Consider the following 15,137-nt stretch of genomic DNA (forward strand, 5'->3'; position numbering starts at 1 on the left):
GGAGCCTATGTTCCTACATGCCGGCGAACCGCAGCATCGCCTGGCAACAGCACAGGTGGGATGAAATCAGTTCTCAGAAACGTTCATCAACAACACTCAATGCCTGCTGCCCGACACCCGGTGCCGATGACCAAACAACCTCCGGCGGTGGTTTTAGAAAATACCGTGCGCGACGCCGTGGAGACCGAATATGCCGGCCAAAGCGTATATTAACCGGATCGCGACAGCGGTGCCGGAGCACGAGGTTCATCAATTCTATCTGCGGTTCGCCGCCTCCATGCTTGCGGCCGATCGCCGAAGAATTTTCGAACGCATGGTTGACGTTGCCGGCATCGAGCACCGCTATTCATGCTTTGCACCTGCCGGCGACCCCGAAGGACCATCAGCAGATCTGGCCGGGAGGTTCATCCGGGGTGCCTTTCCTGGAACGGCCGAGAGAATGGCGATGTTCTGTCATGCCGCACCTGTTCTCGCGCAAAAAGCCGTCGACGGATTAGAGCTTGGTGGCGGCGCTTCCCGCATCACCCATCTCATCGTCACCACCTGCACCGGTTTTTCAGCGCCGGGCATCGACCTGGAGCTGGTTGCGCGATGCGGCCTGCCTGACAGGGTCGAACGCACGATGATCGGTTTCATGGGCTGCTACGCGGCGATCAACGGCCTCAAGCTTGCCCGCCACATCGTCCGCTCCGACCCGCAGGCCAGGGTCCTGCTGGTCAATATCGAACTCTGCACGATGCATCTGCGGGAAACCAGCGAACTGGAAAAGCTGCTGTCGTTCTGCCTCTGGGGCGATGGCTGTGCGGCTGCGCTCGTCACCGCCGAGCCGCACGGCATCGAGCTCGAGAGCTTTTACGGCATCGTGGTGGACGAGCGGCGGGATCTGATGAGCTGGAGCATTAGTGACCACGGTTTCGAAATGGTTCTTTCCGGCCAGGTCCCGGCAGCAATCCATGACGCGTTGCGGAGCAATCACGACGCCATCCTCGGTGGTCGGCCGACCGAGGCGATCGACCTCTGGGCCGTGCACCCGGGGGGACGTTCGGTGCTCGACGCCGTCGAACGGGCCCTGGAACTCGCGCCCACCGCGCTGGAGCCATCGCGCGAGGTGTTGCGCCGATATGGAAACATGTCGTCGGCGACCGTCATGTTCGTGATGAAAGAGATGTTGAAGGCGCCACCAGGAATGCTCGGCTGCGGCATGTCGTTCGGACCCGGGCTGGCGGCCGAAACCATGCTTTTCCGAACGGCGTCATGAGCAGCCTGGAGCACCGCCAGCTTGCGCCGGAAATCCTCGACGGGCTTGCGGCCGACGATCCGCGAGCGCTTGCGGCGCGCCGCGACCTCCGCCGCCTCAACGCGCTGATGTTTCAGGCCAGGATCATGGCGTCGCTGCTCAGGAAATTTGTGCCAGGGCCGCCGCGCCGGATTCTGGAGATCGGCGCCGGCGATGGCTCCTTCATGCTGGCGTTGGCGCGGCGCATGGCCGGGCATTGGCCTGGGGTCGAACTGGTAATGCTCGACCGCGTCGACCTCATCACCGCGCAATTGCGTGGCGATTTCGCCGGGCTGGGATGGACGGTCGAAGGCGTCACCGCCGATGTCTTCGACTGGGCGAGAAAGAACGAGGGCGCGCGGTTCGACGCGATCACCGTCAATCTGTTTCTGCATCATTTCGACGATGCCGGGCTCGTGCGTCTGTTTTCGCTGATGGCGCCGAAGGCCCCGCTGCTGTTGGCGACAGAGCCGTTGCGGACCAAACTGGCATTGGCCGCGACCCGTCTTCTCCCGGCGATCGGCGCCAATGACGTCACACGAAACGACGCGGCTCAAAGTGTGCGTGCCGGCTTTCGCGGCAACGAGCTTTCCGGTCTCTGGCTCGCGGCAAACGGCAAACCGGTCGAGGAACGGCGCGCCGGCCTTTTTTCCCACATTTTCGTCGGCGCCAGCGCTGGTCATGACCTATGACGCGATTGTGGACCCATGACGCGATCATCATAGGCGCCGGCCCGGCGGGCACGTCCGTCGCGCTGACGCTTGCCCGGCGCGGATGGGCCGTGGCTATTGTGGAAAAGAGCGTGTTCCCGCGCCGCAAGGTCTGCGGCGAATATATATCGGCAAGCAATCTTGCGCTTCTGGATCAGCTGGAAATCGCCGATGCCTGGCGTGCCAATGCCGGCCCCGAAATCCGCCGCGTCGGCTTCTTTTCCGGCGATGCGAGTGTCGACGCGCCAATGCCTCCCGCGAAAGATGGGTCCTGCGAGAAAAAAGATGGTTTCGGCCGGGCGCTTGGCCGAGACATTCTCGACTGTCTGCTTTTGCAGGCGGCGCGATCGGCGGGCGTCGAGATCTTTCAGCCTTGCCGCGCCGTCGCCATCGACCCAGATGGCGAGGCGCAATTGGTGCGAATTCAAGCCGGAAACGAAACGACGATGCTGCGCGCGCCGGTGATTGTCGCCGCACACGGCTCCTGGGAGGCAGGACCGCTGCCCAGCCAGCTCGGAAAGACCAACCGCCCTTCGGACCTGTTCGGCTTCAAGGCGCATTTTACCGGGTCGTCCCTGGCGCCTGATTTGATGCCCCTGCTGGTATTTCCTGGCGGTTATGGCGGCATGGTTTCGGCGGATCATGGCCGGCTGTCGATCTCGTGCTGCATTCGGCGCGATATGCTCGCGCAGTTGCGCAAACACCCCAGACACCAGAGCCATTTGTCGGCCGCCGAGGCGGTCTCCCGTCATCTGATGGAATCATGCCGGGGAGTAAGGGATGCGCTAGAGTCTGCTGACGCCGACGGGCCGTGGCTTGCCGCAGGTCCGATCCGGCCGGGAATTCGCTCCTGCTACGAACGCGACATCTTTCGCGTCGGCAATGCAGCCGGAGAGTCTCATCCCGTCATCGCCGAGGGCATCTCGATGGCGCTTCAGTCTGGCTGGCTGCTGGCTTGCGAACTCTCATGCGCGCCAACCGGCCGTGCAGGGCGCGAGACGGCCGGCAGACGCTGCGAGGCAGCCTGGAAAAGTCTGTTTTCAACCCGGGTCTACGCCGCCGCCGCTCTTGCCGGGATTGCCGTTAATCCAAGCAGCGCCTCCTTGATGGCGGCAATTATTCGGAATTTACCGCAGGCGCTGACGTGGGGTGCGCAACTGAGCGGAAAGACAAAGCCGGTTCCCGGCTTTGTCTGACAGGTAGCGCGGCGCGCCACCGCGGCCGCAGGGGGCCTTGGCTCCGTTACTCGGGGCAATCCTCTCTATCCGAAGTTGCAGTGCCACTGGCAGTGTTCTTATCGGCCTCCACTACGTCCTTGCACCGATCACTCATGCCGTCGGGGCCGTCGGTGGTTGAACCGGTTACGTTTGGATCGGCAGGAGTTGCATTATCGGTGCCGGGAGCCATGGTGCCAGTGCCTGTCCCGGTGGCCGCTCCCGGATCGTTGGTGCCGGATCCAGTGCCGTTTGATTGCGCCATCGCCGAAGTGGCAAGGGCAATGCTGAGTGCGGTTGCGGAGAGAATTTTTTTCATCATGGTCGGTCTCCATTAGAGCTGCATCGCTGGTTGCGATGATTATCCAACGAGCGTTTTTTGGAGTTGTTCCGTCAGACAGAAATCGTGATCGAAGGTCGGGCCGAAGGCGATCCACGCAGCAATGCTGGCGAACCGCGCCATGTTTTTCGGTTTCGATGCAACAACAACCACCAGCAACGGTTGGAAGCGCAGTCGTTCTACTCTAGGGACTGTGACAGCCGATCGCACGGCATTCGGACAAAGGCCCGGCGCTTCCTCCCCGCCGGGCCTTTCTGTCGCTGGAGGAACTTTCACGGAATTTGGCCGAAACCGTGCGGCTGCCACGGTATTGAACTGCTGCCGTTCACGGCTCGTCGATATCCTGCTTCGAGGGGTTGCGCGAGAGGGCGCGTTCCTCTTCGTCGTCCGGCAGCGCCTCGTCGCTCTCCTGGTACGGATTGTCGTCGTCTTCCTCGGGCAGTTCAGCCTCCTTCTCGAGGTCGTAACGGATGTCGCCGTTTCCCGGCACGCTGTCTGGCAGAATCTTACTGCCTTTAATCGCGTCCCAATCCTGCTGTTCGATGGTCGGGCCTTCGGATGGATCGTCGGGTTTTCTGCGCGGTGCCATCAGAGCTCTCCTCTGCACTGGTTGCTCATATGCCTAACTCCGCGGACCGCTGCGTAGTTCCTCCGATCGAACCGACGAGATCGTCCACAGCGATCCAGCACTCATCTCGGCTCGGCCTGCCGGCGGCTTTTTACCTCAATGAGAGCTGACCGTTGTGCGGGTTGCGCAATGCCGGCCAGCGAGCGATCAGGAACTTGCGCGACTTCTAATATAAAGGCAGACTTGGAAACGGGTGGAGGGAAAACGGCTCAAAAACAATCGGGAGGAAAGCCATGGATAGCATGAGCCTCACCACGCTTGATCGCGGCAAGACGACGGTCGATGCCGCGGCCCTGGAGGCGCTTTCGGCACAATTGCGCGGCACCGTGCTGAGGGAAGGCGACGCCGCCTATGACGAGGCACGCAGCATCTGGAACGCCATGATCGACCGGCGGCCCGGGCTGATCGTGCGCTGCGCCGGTGCCGCCGACGTTATCGCCGCCGTCAATTTTGCCAGGGAAAACAGGCTGCTCGTCGCCGTTCGCGGCGGCGGCCACAACATCGCCGGCAGCGCCGTCTGCGACGGCGGCCTGATGATCGATCTGTCGCCGATGAAGTCGGTGCGGGTCGATCCGGCGACGCGGCGGGCATGGGTGGAACCTGGCGCGACGCTCGCCGATGTCGACGCGGAGACACAGGCCTTCAGACTGGCGGTGCCGACCGGCATCAACTCGACCACCGGCATTTCGGGCCTGACGCTGGGCGGCGGCTTCGGTTGGATCACGCGGAAATTCGGCCTGACCATCGACAATCTTCTCTGCGCCGATGTGGTTACCGCCGACGGCAAGCTGCTGCGCGCCAGCCAGACCGAAAATCCGGACCTGTTCTGGGCGCTGCGCGGTGGCGGCGGCAATTTCGGCATCGTCACGGCCTTCGAGTTCAAGCTCCACCATGTCGGTCCGCAGGTGCTGTCGGGGCTTGTCGTTCATCCCTTCGCCGATGCCGAAAACGTGTTGCGGGAATACCGAGCGGCGCTCGAAGCAGCGCCCAATGAGTTGACCTGCTGGGCGGTCATGCGGCAGGCGCCGCCGCTGCCGTTCCTGCCGGCCGAATGGCATGGCAAGGAGGTGCTGGTCCTGGCCATGTGCTATTGCGGCGACCTTCAGGAGGGCGAGAAGGCGACACAGAGGCTTCGCGCCATCGGCACACCGATTGCAGACGTGGTCGGTCCCAACTCGTTCACCGGCTGGCAGCAGGGATTCGATCCGTTGCTGACGCCTGGCGCCCGCAACTATTGGAAGAGCCACGACTTCACCGAGCTTTCCGACACCGCGGTCGAGGTCGTCACGGCGGCGATACCCAGGCTTCCCGGCCCCGAATGCGAGATTTTCATCGGCCATGTCGGCGGTGCCGCGGGCCGGGTGACAGCGGATGCAACGGCGTTTCCGCAACGCAGCGCGCATTACGTCATGAATGTCCACGCCCGCTGGCGCGAACCCGAAATGGACCAGGCCTGCATCGACTGGGCGCGGGGTCTCTATGAAGCAGCCAAGCCCTATGCCGCCGGCACGGCCTATGTGAACTTCATGCCCGGGGACGAGGTCGACAGGGTCGAAGCAGCCTATGGCGGCAACTATCGGCGGCTGCTGGAAATCAAGCAGCGATATGATCCGCTGAACCTGTTCCGCATGAACCAGAATTTGCGGCCGATGGAAGCGCAGCGTGCCGCATAGTCTGCGCAGGTATGACAAGGCCCGCGCCTCCAACGGAGGACGCGGGCCTCGTTTCGGATCATGCGCTGGCAGGTGCCAGCCTTTAGCTGACGCCGCCCAGGCAAGGTCTAATCCTTTCGCTTTGTTGACTCGGCCTGCAAAAACGGGCAGCAAAGCCTGGCATGGAGGGCATTTCCGCTATTTTCATAGTTTTGGAGGGAGCCTTTTTTGACATAGACCTTCGCCTAATCGGCGATCGGTAGAGGGATTGGTTAACCAAGTTTGTCCATCTTTTGATTCAATCGGCAACAGACGTGAAGCGTGCCGGGGGGCACCAGGCGACTGTGATTGTGACGGCTGCGAGCCCGCATGCCGCAAGGCCGATTGAGGTTTGGTTGTATGGCGTTGATGCGTTTGAATAACCGGGGTGACAATCCTGATAGTGGATTGCCCTCGATGAGGCCCGGACTGCGCTGGGTCGCGATTCCCGTTGTTGGCGCTGCGATCGCGCTGTGGTCGGCTGCGACCGTGGCCGGCCTCCATTCGGTGGGAACTTCGCTCACCGCCGCCTCCAACAGTCTTCCGCAAAACCTGCTCGCGCCGCGCTCCATGGCGCTCGCCGATCCCCGACACACACTTGTCAATCCACGGGCCAGTTCGTGGGCGCCGTCACTGGTAAGCCGGCAGCGTCAGGCGTCGCTGCTCGGCCGATGCAATGCCGGCTGCGCGCAGGCCGCCGCGAGCTTCGAGCATGAAGGCAAGGTAGCGCGTCTCAAGCCGTTAGCGCGGCCGGATGCTGTGCAGCTTGTCGCCGAAATCTCACCGCAATCGCGCTTCGACAGGGTGGTGGCGAATGCGGCGCTATCGCCGCAAAAGATTGCTGCTGCCTTTGCCCGCGCCTCCGGCGGGGCCGCGCCGTTTGCGGTCGTCAGTCTGCCGACGGGCCAGCGCTTTGCGGAGCCGGTGCGCCTGGCCGATCAGCATGGTCCCGCGTCGGTGCGCTTCGGGCCCGAGATTGCGGAAATCGACCGATCCTCCCGGCTGGCGCTGGCGCTGGCGCTTGCGAATGCATTGCCGGAAGCGATGATCGACGTGCTGCCGCAGGCGACGACGGCCGATTCTGCTGCCACCCAAGAGGGCGAGGTGCAGATGGCGTCGCTGCCGCCGCAGGACGCAATGCCCGGCAGCGTTCCCTTGCCGACTTGGCGTCCGCAGGCGGAAATCGATCAGTCAGACGAGGCGCCCGAGGTCAAGGCACCCGAGGTTAGGGCACCCAAGGCCAATGCGCCCAAGGTCCAGGCATCGAAGGCCGCCAAAGCCCAGTCTCAGCCATCCAAAGCCAACAGGGTGGAGACCGCCGCCGCGTCGCAGGTCGAGATGCCCCGGGCGCCAGCCTTGTCGCCGAGGAGTTCGTCACCGGCGGCGAAACCAGGCATGCAAGAGGACATGCAGGGCAGCCCGGGCATGCAGGGCAGCCGGGGCATGCAAAGCAGCCAGGGCAAGCCGGCCAAGCGGTCGAAGGCCGCAGACATGCTGGCCTATGCCAAACCCGACAGCCCGGCGGGCGGCGGCGGGGTCTTCGGCAACCTGTTCACCAAGCCCGGCAGCGGCGTCGCCGTCTACGACATTTCGGCGAAAACCGTCTATATGCCGGACGGCTCGCGGCTCGAGGCGCATTCGGGACTGGGCTCGATGGCCGACCAGGCGCGCTACGCCAACCGGAAGAATGCCGGCCCGACGCCGCCCCACACCTACGATCTGAGGCTGCGTGAATCGCGCTTCCATGGGGTGGAGGCGCTGCGTCTCACTCCTATCGACGGCAAGAACAAATATGGCCGCGACGGCTTTCTTGCGCATACCTACCTGCTGCGCGGCCGCCGCGGGGAATCGAGCGGCTGCGTCGTCTTCAAGGACTACGCCAGCTTCCTCGCCGCGTTCAAGAAGGGCAAGATCAAACGCCTCGTCGTGCGCGGCTAAGCAAGCCGCTGATGTGGCGCTCCTTCGCGCCCCCTCTGTCCTGCCGGACAGAGAGGGGCGCTGTCCCGCCGACTTCCAGCCAATTGTCAGTAGCCAGCCTCGAAACCGTTTTCATTCCCGGCCGAGGATACTATGACTGACCTGACCGGAGCGGCGGCTTCAACCGATCAAGAGGAATGTCATGACGATACGCGCTGTCGTTTGGGGCGAGAATATCCATGAGCGGACCAATGAGGTGGTGGCGGGGATCTACCCCGAGGGCATGCACGCAACGATCGCCGACGCGCTGAAGCTCGACCCAGAAATTTCCGTATCGTGGGCGACGCTTGAGCAACCGGAGCATGGCCTGCCGGCCGACCGTCTGGCGCAAACCGATGTCCTCGTGTGGTGGGGACACAAGGACCATGGCGCCGTCGCCGACGAAGTCGTCGAGCGCGTGGCGCGCCGCGTCTGGCAAGGCATGGGGCTGATCGTGCTCCATTCCGGCCATTTCTCGAAGATCTTCAAGCAGCTGATGGGCACGCCCTGCACGCTGAAATGGCGCGAGGCCGGCGAGCGCGAGCGGCTCTGGGTGACGAGCCCCAACCACCCGATCGCTGCCGGGATCGGCGAGTATTTCGAGCTTGAGAACGAGGAGATGTATGGCGAGCAGTTCGCCGTGCCGGAACCGCTGGAAACGGTTTTCATCTCCTGGTTCCAGGGCGGCGAAGTGTTCCGGTCGGGGCTGACCTGGCGCCGCGGCGCCGGCAACATCTTCTATTTCAGGCCCGGCCACGAGACCTATCCGACCTATCACGACGCGAATGTCCAAAAGGTGCTGCGCAATGCGGTGAAATGGGCGCACAACCCGCAGGGGGCGCATCCAGCCATCCTCGATGCGCCGAACGTGCCGGTGGAAAAGGCGCTCGAGCCGATCGTCGAGCGCGGCGGAAAGCTCCATGCCGCGGGCGAAGCCGGTTTTCGCTAGACCGCTATCGCAAAACTTCGGTTCGGAAAAATCCACGCTCGAACAAGAAGATAAGGCCTCATCCTAAGGATAAGAATCATGCGTCTCCTGATACTCGGCACCGGCTGGATGGCGGAAGAGCATGCCAGGCAGTTCAGCAGGATCGAAGGCGTCGAGCTGGTCGGCGCCGTCGATCTCGACCGCGCGCGTGTCGACAAGTTTTCGGACAGCTATGGTATTCCCAACCGGTTCACGTCGCTGGAGGACGCGCTCGCATGGGACAAGTTCGACGCGGTGGCGAACGTGACGCCAGACCGCATCCACCATCCGACCACCATGATGCTGATCGCGGCGGGCAAGCCGGTGCTGTGCGAAAAACCGCTGGCCGAAAATTACCAGCGGGCCAGCGAAATGGCCGATGCCGCCGAGCAAGCCGGCATCATCAACATGGTCAACCTGACCTATCGCAACGTCGCCCCGCTGCAGCGGGCACGTGCGATGGTGCTTGCCGGCGAGATCGGCCAGGTCAGGCATGTCGAAGCGTCCTATCTGCAGAGCTGGCTGGTCTCCAAGTTCTGGGGCGACTGGCGTACTGACCCGAAATGGCTGTGGCGGCTGTCACGCGGCCACGGCTCCAATGGCGTGCTGGGCGATGTCGGCATCCATATCCTCGATTTCGCCAGCTATGGCGCGGCGCTCGACATCGACCATGTGTTCTGCCGCCTCAGGTCCTTCGACAAGGCGCCCGGCAACCGGATCGGCGAGTACGAGCTCGACGCCAATGACAGTTTCACCATGGCGCTGGATTTCAGCAACGGCGCTTTTGGCGTCGTCCATGCCAGCCGCTGGGCAACCGGCCACCTCAACGAATTGCGGCTGCGCATCTATGGCGACAAGGGTGGGATCGAGGTCGTGCACAATCTGACCAACTCGGAACTGAAAGCGTGCATGGGCGAGGACATCGAGAACGCAAAATGGCAGGTTCTCGATGCCGGAACGGTGCCGACCAACTACCAGCGCTTCGTCGATGCTGTGCGCAACCGCGTCCAGGCCGAGCCGTCGTTCCGCCACGCGGCCGAATTGCAGAAGGTTCTCGACCTTGCCGTCGTCTCCGACGAGAAGAGGGCTGAGCTCAGGACCCATGCCGAAACCCATTGATGTTCGCTGAAAGGGGCCAGCCATGGTCACGCGCCGCGCCCAATGTTCCTGCGGTCAGCTGTCAGCCACCTGTTCGGGCGAGCCTGTACGCGTCTCTGTCTGCCATTGCCTGGCCTGCAAGCGGCGCACCGGCAGCGCGTTCAGCTTCAATGCGCGGTTTGCGGAGAATGATGTGTCTATCCAGGGACGAGCGGCGGAGTTCACGCGCGTTGGCGACGAAGGCGGCCGTGTCATCTACAGTTTCTGCCCGGATTGCGGCACCACTGTCCGTACCGGATCGATGTCCAGCCCGGTCTGATCGCCATTCCGGTGGGGGCTTTCGCCGACCCATTGTTCCCGCCGCCTTTCCTGTCCTTCTATCACGACAGCCGGCGCTGCGAGTGGGTCGAGGTCCGCACTGAGCCTCTGGCGACGTTCGGCTGAAGCCGTCGGCCACCTTCGGCTGACGTTTTTGGACGGTTCAGCCTGCTGATCCAGGGCGAGCCAACGATCGCTTGTTCGATGAATTGGAACCGTCCACACTCTCCACGCATTCGATGGACTGTGAACACGATGACTTCCAACAATGATCCGGGCAGCAATGATCCGGGTGGATCACCGGCAGGCTGGACGATCAAGCTCGGAGAGTCGCCTATAGTCGGTACAGCGATCCACAGCGGCACCGACGTTGGCAGGGCTTGTCGATCGCTCATGTGTCTCTCCGATCCCGACCGGCGTAGAGAGGAGGACCCGTTCACCGAGCGTTTCATCGCCGATTTTCCTACCCAGATCATCGTTCATCGGTCACGCTTCCAAGTGGATCTGAACCGTGCGCGAGACGCTGCGGTCTGCCGGTCGCCGGACCAGTCCTGGGGCCTGAAAGTCTGGCGAGAGCAGCCGGACGAGGACACCGTTACGGAGTCTCTCTCCTTTCACGACGCCTTCTACAGTGAGCTGAACCGTGTCCTTGCCGGTATCGAGAAGCGCCATGGCAGGTTCGTTCTCATCGACGTCCATAGTTATAATCACCGGCGCGACGGACGGGAGGCTATGCCTACGTCCCGTGACGTCGCGCCCGACATCAACATCGGTACGTCTTCCATGGACCGCGAGCGCTGGGCACCGGTCGTCGACGCTTTCATCGAGACGCTTCGCGGCCAGCGTCTCAACGGCGAGCCGATCGATGTGCGCGAGAATGTGTCCTTCCAGGGCAAGGGCGAACAGACCCGTTTCGTCCATGCCAATTTTCCGGAAACCGGGTGTGCCATCGCCGTCGAGTTCAAGAAGATTTTCATGGACGAATGGAGTGGCGAACCCGACTGGGGAACAATCGAGCGGCTGCGCGCCATGCTGGCGTCTACGGTGCCCGTCCTGGAGTCGGCGCTGCGGGCCATGCGATGAAGCCCAAGCTCGTTGAACCCCCGCCTCCATTGGCGCAAATCGAATCGGACCTGGACGCGCTTTTGCGGGACGGCAAGCCAATCCGCCGCGATTTCGGCAATGGCAACCGTTTGCACATGGATCGGCCGCTGCCCTTTCTGTGTGTCCATGTTGGGTCGCATCAGGATGCGGCATTCCATGCCGTCTCCGCCAACGCGTCCTATCTGATCGCGGCCGACATCGGCCTCGCCCGCGAGGCCGCGCGGCTGGTGGTGCGAAGGCTGCGCGATCACTGCGGCGCCTTCCTCATGCTGGACATCGGCGAGTTGGCCGAAGACCGGTTCCTGACCGAGGATGTTCCGTTCCTGCCGCCCTTCGAGATTGCGCTGGCCTGCGGCGACACGGCGGCGGAGAAGGCGGCACTGAAGCGCTTCGCCACCGCTGCGTCCGCACGCGAAGCAAAATACCGCACGCCCCGCGTCGACGAACTCAACCCCACGACACGCGCCGAAGCACGGCTTCTGGATGATCTCGGTGATGCGGCGTGCTTGACGGTACGCTTCGCACCGATTTACCGGGTGCCTGGCACCAAGCGCGTCTACCCCGAACTCCACGACCTTGTCGTCGCCAACATGGTCGATTCCGCGCTTCAGGCCGTCAGCGCCTTCCTGAAGGCATCAAGGCTGGAACAGCCGGCAACCCATCGTTCGCTGGGGCGGCGCGCCTATATCGACGCAGTGGTGCGCGCTGATCGGGCGATCGACAACGTCGCGTCGACATTCGATTTTCTGCTTGCCGTCACACCGATCAATGCCGAACCAGCCTGGCTGGAATTCCAGGCAGGCGCCTTCGAGCGTGTGCCCGTACTGCTCTACAGGCCGCTCGAGTTCGAGGTCGCCGGCCAGAAACGGAAGCTCTATTCGGTCTCGCTCGAGCATCTGGAAGATCCGCTGCTGACCACGCTGCTCTCGCAAAAGCAGCAGGAACTCGATCTCCAGCTGTCGATGCTCGCGGCGCGCGAAACGCCCCGCTTCGTCGAACTCGGACGAGCTCTCTATGGTAGCGTCGAGCCGAGCCTGGCGGCGCGAGCACGCGCCATTCTCGAAAAGGCGCCTAGCGTTGCGTCGGCCACCCGGCAGAAGGGCCTGGGCGCCGACGCTGTCGCCGCGGCCGCGCGAGACATGATCGCCGGCTACCGGGCAGCCTATCCCGAATTCGATGCCTCCGTGGAGATCCGCGGCGACCTGCCGGCCGGCCTCCTCGTCTCTCGAAACCGGCTGCTGGTTTCACGCGATACCAACCTTCCACCGGAGCGTCTGACTGCGCTGCTCAGTCACGAGATCGGTGTCCATCTGCTGACCTATTTCAACGGCGATGCGCAGGGGCTCGCCATTTTCCGCAACGGGCTCGCCGGCTATGAGGGCATGCAGGAGGGACTGGCCGTGCTGGCGGAATATCTGGTCGGCGGCATGACCGCAGCGCGCTTGAGGCTGATCGCGGCCAGGGTTATCGCCTGTCAGGCGATGCTCGACGGAGCAACATTCGAGGAGACCTTCCGCATCCTCCACAGGGATTTCGGTCTCGACGATCGCGGCGCCTTCAACGTCGTTCTGCGTGTCTATCGAGGCGGGGGCCTTGCAAAGGACGCCATCTATCTGCGGGGCATGGTGCAGATCCTCGATCATCTGAAGGACGGCGGCAGCCTCACGCCGTTCTGGATCGGCAAGATCTCCGCCGCGCATTTCGGAGCGATCCAGGAACTCAACGCGCGCGGCTTGCTGCGGGCGCCGCGCCTCGAGCCCGCGTTCCTCTCTTCCGACGCGGCGCGTCCGCGTCTCAAGAGAGCGATGGCGGGAATCGGTCCGATCGATATGGTTGAAACTTGAGCGGAGTCTCCTCGATGCGCATCGCGTTCTTTGTCAATTCCATTGAGAGCGAGACGCCCGCCTACACGACGACAGCGTTGGCGCTGGCCGCCGTCCAGCGCGGCCATTCCGTTGTCTATGTTGAACCAGGCGACTTCATACTGCGTCCGGATGACGGTCTGGCTGTCAGCGTAGCGGTTCTGCCGGATGCTTCCTACAAGACATCCGACAGACTGCATGCTGCCCTGAAGGATACAGCGAAGCAGAAAAAGACTTTGGCGATAAGCGATATCGACATTGTGTTTCTGCGCAACGATCCGTCGTTGGACGCCACCGATCGGCCATGGGCCGCCAACGCAGGCGTTATGTTCGGGCGGCTCGCGGCGGCTCGCGGCGCGATTGTCGTCAACGATCCGGATGGCCTGGGACAGGCGCAGAGCAAGCTCTACCTTCAGTCTTTTCCCGAGGCGGTCAGGCCGGCTACCCTGATATCGCGCAGCATTACCGAGATCCGCGCATTTATCGACAAACACTCGAAGGGCTGCATCGTCAAGCCACTCCAAGGATCGGGTGGCAAGAACGTCTTCCATATTGCAACGCCCACCGATTCCAACCTCAACCAGATTTTCGAAGCGGCCAGCGGTGACGGCTATCTCATCGCGCAGGTCTACATTCCGGAGGCCAAGGCTGGTGACGTGCGTCTTTTCTTGATGAACGGTCTGCCGCTGGTGCGCGACGGCAATTACGCAGCCTTTCGCCGCGTTCCAGCCAAGGGCGACGTCCGGTCCAATATCCATGCCGCTGGAACAGCCCGCAAAGTCAAGGTAACGGGCACGATGTTGGGCATTGCCGAGATGGTGCGCCCCAAATTGATCAATGACGGCATGTTTCTGGTTGGGCTCGACATCGTCGGAGACAAACTTCTGGAGATCAACGTCTTCACGCCAGGCGGGCTGACACGGCTCGCCGTCATGTACAAGACGGATTTTGCCACAAGCGTCATCATTGCGCTGGAGGAGAAGCGGACGCTGCGTCAAGCCTATGGAACGGCCATGACAAATTCGCGGCTGGCAACGCTCTGAGGAACGCAGGCAGGCCGGCTAGCAGGCCAACTAGGACGGCAAGTGGGTTGAGGTTCGCACTGAGCCTCTGGCGACATTCGGCTGAAGACGCCGGCCGGGTCTTTCCAGACTAGGGCAGAATCCAATCACTCTGAACGACCGAGTTCAATCCTTGTCTGCCCTTCGTTCGGAGAACTTCTACGGCAAGTTCTGACCCAAAGACGACTGACATCTGCCGCGACGTGGACGGCAGCTTTGCGCCGATCTCGGCCGTACAGATGAGTTTTGCCGCTTCCCGAAAGCGGACATCATGGGCAACACGCTGTAGGTCGACGTTGCGCCAATTGCCGACCTTCCTGGCGCTTCTCCATAGCTGCCGTTCGCGCAACGGCTCGAGTCGACCCATAGCTGCCATCCGAACTTATCCGGCCGCTTGACTCTGATGCAACCAAAGCGTGCTAGCCGTGGCGCGTGTAAGTGCCCATCAGGTGGTATAGATATGAACAATTATCGGCTGCCAGGGCGTTATAAAGCGCTCATTGTCGCAAACCTTGCGATTGGCATAACAGGCCTGCTGTTGCGGCCCATTTATCCGAAGAGCATCTTTATCGCGCTGTTTGTCATGTGCACAGTGCTTGCCGCTTTCACGTGTTGGGTAGCGTTTCAGGCCCGGAATCGGCCATCCACATCAAGGTCCCAAACGGGCGTCTCTGTCATTGTATTTCTGATGATCATGGGCATCAGCGTATATGGGATGTATCTGACGCTGCGCTCCATGTTGAAGTGAATGAGCAGCAGAAGGCCGCTTTCCACCCCAGCCGGACCTTGCCGAGCCTCATCAGGCAATCTGAGTCGGAACGCACCAACCGACCACGTGCGCCATTTGCCGACATTCACGGAGCGTTGGCAATCCCGACCTACGCCCGACCGCCGAATCGGCTGTGCGGTCGT

14 protein-coding genes are annotated in these 15,137 nt (G+C 62.5%); 11 read left to right on the forward strand and 3 right to left on the reverse strand.

Annotation, left to right across the window (positions count from 1 at the left end):
• Positions 1 to 190: 190 nt before the first annotated feature.
• From AC0L3O_RS02705 to AC0L3O_RS02715, 3 genes are read left to right on the forward strand one after another with little or no spacing between them, the layout of a single operon-like run.
• Positions 191 to 1,258, forward strand: coding sequence for a type III polyketide synthase (locus AC0L3O_RS02705; protein ID WP_473614703.1), 1,068 nt, complete (start codon positions 191 to 193; stop codon positions 1,256 to 1,258).
• A complete protein-coding gene (locus AC0L3O_RS02710; protein WP_473614705.1) occupies positions 1,255 to 1,968 on the forward strand; it encodes a methyltransferase domain-containing protein in 714 nt (237 codons plus the stop codon). Before AC0L3O_RS02705 ends, AC0L3O_RS02710 begins: the two co-directional genes overlap by 4 nt.
• A complete protein-coding gene (locus AC0L3O_RS02715; protein WP_473614706.1) occupies positions 1,965 to 3,182 on the forward strand; it encodes an NAD(P)/FAD-dependent oxidoreductase in 1,218 nt (405 codons plus the stop codon). Before AC0L3O_RS02710 ends, AC0L3O_RS02715 begins: the two co-directional genes overlap by 4 nt.
• A gap of 46 nt (positions 3,183 to 3,228) precedes the next feature.
• Here AC0L3O_RS02715 and AC0L3O_RS02720 read toward each other — a convergent pair whose 3' ends face one another.
• Together AC0L3O_RS02720 and AC0L3O_RS02725 are read right to left on the reverse strand one after the other, a co-directional pair.
• Complete coding sequence (locus AC0L3O_RS02720; RefSeq protein WP_473614707.1) at positions 3,229 to 3,522, reverse strand: hypothetical protein; 294 nt, start codon at positions 3,520 to 3,522, stop codon at positions 3,229 to 3,231.
• Positions 3,523 to 3,865: 343 nt separating this feature from the next.
• Positions 3,866 to 4,129: a hypothetical protein gene (locus tag AC0L3O_RS02725; protein WP_236377249.1), complete on the reverse strand. Its 264-nt coding sequence runs from the start codon at positions 4,127 to 4,129 to the stop codon at positions 3,866 to 3,868.
• Positions 4,130 to 4,401: 272 nt separating this feature from the next.
• Between AC0L3O_RS02725 and AC0L3O_RS02730 the strand changes: the two genes are divergently transcribed.
• The 8 genes from AC0L3O_RS02730 (at position 4,402) to AC0L3O_RS02765 (ending at position 14,207) form a co-directional block, all read left to right on the forward strand.
• A complete protein-coding gene (locus AC0L3O_RS02730; RefSeq protein ID WP_473614708.1) occupies positions 4,402 to 5,841 on the forward strand; it encodes an FAD-binding oxidoreductase in 1,440 nt (479 codons plus the stop codon).
• Positions 5,842 to 6,276: 435 nt separating this feature from the next.
• Positions 6,277 to 7,797, forward strand: a complete 1,521-nt coding sequence (locus AC0L3O_RS02735; protein ID WP_473536997.1) for a DUF2778 domain-containing protein — start codon at positions 6,277 to 6,279, stop codon at positions 7,795 to 7,797.
• 181 nt (positions 7,798 to 7,978) lie between these two features.
• Positions 7,979 to 8,764 (forward strand): ThuA domain-containing protein, encoded by a 786-nt coding sequence (locus AC0L3O_RS02740; protein WP_128166634.1) that lies wholly within the window; start codon positions 7,979 to 7,981, stop codon positions 8,762 to 8,764.
• 78 nt (positions 8,765 to 8,842) lie between these two features.
• Complete coding sequence (locus AC0L3O_RS02745; protein ID WP_419693998.1) at positions 8,843 to 9,901, forward strand: Gfo/Idh/MocA family protein; 1,059 nt, start codon at positions 8,843 to 8,845, stop codon at positions 9,899 to 9,901.
• A 22-nt stretch (positions 9,902 to 9,923) separates the two neighbouring features.
• Positions 9,924 to 10,199, forward strand: coding sequence for a GFA family protein (locus tag AC0L3O_RS02750; protein ID WP_473614710.1), 276 nt, complete (start codon positions 9,924 to 9,926; stop codon positions 10,197 to 10,199).
• A 254-nt stretch (positions 10,200 to 10,453) separates the two neighbouring features.
• The gene (locus tag AC0L3O_RS02755) at positions 10,454 to 11,281 is read left to right on the forward strand and encodes an N-formylglutamate amidohydrolase (protein WP_473614711.1); all 828 of its coding nucleotides are present in this window, start codon (positions 10,454 to 10,456) and stop codon (positions 11,279 to 11,281) included.
• A complete protein-coding gene (locus tag AC0L3O_RS02760) occupies positions 11,278 to 13,146 on the forward strand; it encodes a flavohemoglobin expression-modulating QEGLA motif protein (RefSeq protein ID WP_473614713.1) in 1,869 nt (622 codons plus the stop codon). The genes AC0L3O_RS02755 and AC0L3O_RS02760 overlap by 4 nt, the downstream gene beginning before the upstream one ends.
• Positions 13,147 to 13,160: 14 nt before the next feature.
• Positions 13,161 to 14,207 carry a glutathione synthetase gene (locus AC0L3O_RS02765; protein WP_128166642.1) on the forward strand — a complete coding sequence of 349 codons (1,047 nt, stop codon included), beginning with the start codon at positions 13,161 to 13,163 and terminating at the stop codon, positions 14,205 to 14,207.
• A 642-nt stretch (positions 14,208 to 14,849) separates the two neighbouring features.
• On the opposite strand, the gene AC0L3O_RS02770 is transcribed toward AC0L3O_RS02765, so the two are convergent.
• Positions 14,850 to 15,137: hypothetical protein (locus AC0L3O_RS02770; RefSeq protein ID WP_473614714.1), on the reverse strand; the 288-nt coding region annotated here is incomplete at its 5' end.

It is taken from the genome of Mesorhizobium sp. WSM4810, from assembly GCF_055811235.1.

Excerpts from the sequence above, each read along its gene's own strand:
- AC0L3O_RS02715 (WP_473614706.1), top strand. The coding sequence starts at position 1,965 with ATGACGCGATTGTGGACCCATGACGCGATCATCATAGGCGCCGGCCCG.
- AC0L3O_RS02725 (WP_236377249.1), bottom strand. The coding sequence starts at position 4,129 with ATGGCACCGCGCAGAAAACCCGACGATCCATCCGAAGGCCCGACCATC.
- AC0L3O_RS02720 (WP_473614707.1), bottom strand. The coding sequence starts at position 3,522 with ATGATGAAAAAAATTCTCTCCGCAACCGCACTCAGCATTGCCCTTGCC.
- AC0L3O_RS02735 (WP_473536997.1), top strand. The coding sequence starts at position 6,277 with ATGAGGCCCGGACTGCGCTGGGTCGCGATTCCCGTTGTTGGCGCTGCG.
- AC0L3O_RS02730 (WP_473614708.1), top strand. The coding sequence starts at position 4,402 with ATGGATAGCATGAGCCTCACCACGCTTGATCGCGGCAAGACGACGGTC.
- AC0L3O_RS02760 (WP_473614713.1), top strand. The coding sequence starts at position 11,278 with ATGAAGCCCAAGCTCGTTGAACCCCCGCCTCCATTGGCGCAAATCGAA.
- AC0L3O_RS02740 (WP_128166634.1), top strand. The coding sequence starts at position 7,979 with ATGACGATACGCGCTGTCGTTTGGGGCGAGAATATCCATGAGCGGACC.
- AC0L3O_RS02705 (WP_473614703.1), top strand. The coding sequence starts at position 191 with ATGCCGGCCAAAGCGTATATTAACCGGATCGCGACAGCGGTGCCGGAG.
- AC0L3O_RS02755 (WP_473614711.1), top strand. The coding sequence starts at position 10,454 with ATGACTTCCAACAATGATCCGGGCAGCAATGATCCGGGTGGATCACCG.
- AC0L3O_RS02750 (WP_473614710.1), top strand. The coding sequence starts at position 9,924 with ATGGTCACGCGCCGCGCCCAATGTTCCTGCGGTCAGCTGTCAGCCACC.
- AC0L3O_RS02710 (WP_473614705.1), top strand. The coding sequence starts at position 1,255 with ATGAGCAGCCTGGAGCACCGCCAGCTTGCGCCGGAAATCCTCGACGGG.
- AC0L3O_RS02745 (WP_419693998.1), top strand. The coding sequence starts at position 8,843 with ATGCGTCTCCTGATACTCGGCACCGGCTGGATGGCGGAAGAGCATGCC.
- AC0L3O_RS02765 (WP_128166642.1), top strand. The coding sequence starts at position 13,161 with ATGCGCATCGCGTTCTTTGTCAATTCCATTGAGAGCGAGACGCCCGCC.